We start from the raw sequence: 2,527 nt of genomic DNA, 5'->3' as shown, positions 1-2,527 counted from the left end.
TTTATCAGAACGGGAGCAATGGAAATGGACATTAGTTCGCGGACTTTATGAGCGAGGATTAAATAAAGAGCAAATTGTGAAACTCTTTAAAATCATTGACATGATGATGACATTACCTGAGCAATTACAGCAAAAGTTAGTCAAGAAAATTAACAGTTTTGAGGAGGAAAGAAAAATGCCTTTTATCAGTCCTACAGAACAAATGGCAATAGAACGCGGTAAGGAGATTGGTAAGGAGATTGGTAAGGAAATTGGTAAGGAGATTGGTAAAGAGATTGGTGCATTACAAAATGCTCGTAATTACATCAAAACTGTTTTACAAGCTCGATTGGGTGAGGTTTCTTTAGAGATTATAGTATCTCTATCTCTGATTTCTAATCTATCTATTTTGGATGAAATGCTGAAACTGGCTGTAACAGTTAATTCTTTAGATGATTTTAAACAGGCTTTAGAATCAGCAACATTGACATAATTAATAGTTAAACGGGCGGTTTCTAACCGCGTCTACACAGGCAAAAGCCACATTATGGCTAACGCCACGCTACGCTATCGGCAAGCTCAGTGACCGCCTACGTGGGTTTCAAATCCTTGATTTTTCGTTAGTCCGCGCAGGCGGACTTTGTTTGTGTAGCCGTGACTTCTAGTCGCCGGGGCTTAAATTGACTCGCCGTAGGCATCATATATATTTAAAGTTTTCTGTCCTCTAAGAGGTTGTTTGAAAAGTATTAGATGAAACCGATAATCTCCAGAAACCTAACCCCCCTTCCCCCCTTCCCTACAAGGGAATGGGGGTTTCAAAGCCTCTCCCCGCGTCGGGGAGAGGTTTGGAGAGGGGTTTATTTATACATTAAAAACTTTTCAAACATCCTCTAAGTCCTATGTGGTAAAACCCCGAAATATCCTACTCAGGTGAGATTTTTTGGGAAAGAAATAAATATCTAACTTTTGGTGGATGTAAAGGTTTTTTTATACTTAATATTATCGTCTTGGGACAATTATTTACAAAAACCAGGTTAATTTTATGACATCTACACTTGCTAACGGTTTGATTGCTGATGAGTTGTACCTCAACCCAGCCCTAGAACAAGTAAGACTCTATCTGAAAGATTTTGCAATACCTTGTCCATTTAAAAAAATATCCTAACTGGTCGCATAGATATAGAGCTTGACACTTATCAGTATTTGTGTCAAACTTGTGCGTGTATAGTCTTTAACTAAAAAGTGTTACAGGTTGTGACACATCCTATCGCCTTCAAACATTATTTTAATACCAATAATTAATTAAATCCATGAATACTCTACTCAATTCTGCCCTGACGCTGACCTATAACCAACTCAGCACCTTTGCTAGTTTAGATAACTTCTGGCAGGTTTTTGATACCGCTTTTGGTACACAATACAACCGCAGCGGTGCGGAAATTCTGCGTTTACAGTGGCTATCTGGTGATTTTAGTCAACTTCCGCAAATTGAAATTCTTGATAGTAACATCCTTGGCGGTGCTAATGGGGCTTATGCCAGTAGCACCAATAAGATTTATTTATCAGCTAATTTTGTCGCAACAGCTACACAAAAAACATTGGTTGATACGCTGTTAGAGGAAATTGGGCATTTTGTTGATGCTCAAATTAATCAAACCGATAGTGCTGGAGATGAAGGAGCGATTTTCGCGGCGTTGGTACAGGGTGAAAGTCTTGATTCTGGTACTTTACAGGCTTTGAAAGCTGAAGATGATCACGCAACAATTACGGTAAATGGGCAAAATATTCAGGTAGAACAGCAGAATTTTACAGGTACTAACGGGAATGATACGATTACAGGAAGTTCTGGTAACGACACGATAAACACTGGATTGGGGAATGACGTTGCCAATGGGGGAGCAGGAGATGATCTACTAATTGTTGATTACTCCATAGGTGAGACTGGACGTGAGATGACCTTGTCTACCTCCGCAGGTACAGAAGGATTTTCTGGTTCAGCTTACCGACTCAATTCCGCCGGTAACGGTTACCCAGATTATCTTAACTTCACTGGGATAAATCGGTTTCAGATTACTGGTACAGCAGTTAATGACACTATCACTACTGGTAGTGGCAATGACACGATTAATGCGGGTGCTGGCAATGACACCATTAATGCTGGCGCTGGTGATGACACCATTAACGCTGGCGATGGTAATGATACAGTTAATGCGGGGGGCATTGGCAATGACACAATTGATGGTGGGGCTGGTGTTGACAACTTAACATTGGACTTGTCGGCTCAAACAGGCAATATCGTTATTAACAATGCCACTACTGGGATTAATTTCACTGGCATTGTTACAGCAACTAACTTTGAGAACTTTACTATCACTACTGGTAGTGGCAACGATACGATTACTCAATTAGGATTAGTTAATAATATTGTTGTTCGTGGCAATGACACTATTAACAGTGGGGCTGGTAACGACACGATAAACACTGGATTAGGTGATGACGTTGCCAATGGAGGAGCAGGAGATGATTTACTAATTGTTGATTACTCCAC

At 40.2% G+C, this 2,527-nt stretch carries 2 protein-coding genes and 1 pseudogene; all 3 read left to right on the top strand.

Annotation, left to right across the window (positions count from 1 at the left end; all coding sequences use genetic code 11):
* On the top strand, positions 1-472 hold a 472-nt coding region (locus PN450_RS13405; protein WP_271836640.1), incomplete at its 5' end, for a hypothetical protein.
* 549 nt (positions 473-1,021) lie between these two features.
* Positions 1,022-1,144 (top strand): hypothetical protein, encoded by a 123-nt coding sequence (locus PN450_RS13400; RefSeq protein WP_271836639.1) that lies wholly within the window; start codon positions 1,022-1,024, stop codon positions 1,142-1,144.
* 145 nt (positions 1,145-1,289) lie between these two features.
* Positions 1,290-2,527, top strand: a pseudogene (locus tag PN450_RS13395) (hypothetical protein); the annotation flags it as partial.

It is taken from the genome of Dolichospermum lemmermannii CS-548 (assembly GCF_028330815.1).
GTDB classification, from domain to species: domain Bacteria; phylum Cyanobacteriota; class Cyanobacteriia; order Cyanobacteriales; family Nostocaceae; genus Dolichospermum; species Dolichospermum lemmermannii.
This window is presented reverse-complemented; position numbering and strand designations above follow the sequence as displayed.

Bases quoted from the DNA above. Each gene is read 5' to 3' on its own strand.
- PN450_RS13400 (WP_271836639.1), top strand. From the start codon at position 1,022: ATGACATCTACACTTGCTAACGGTTTGATTGCTGATGAGTTGTACCTC.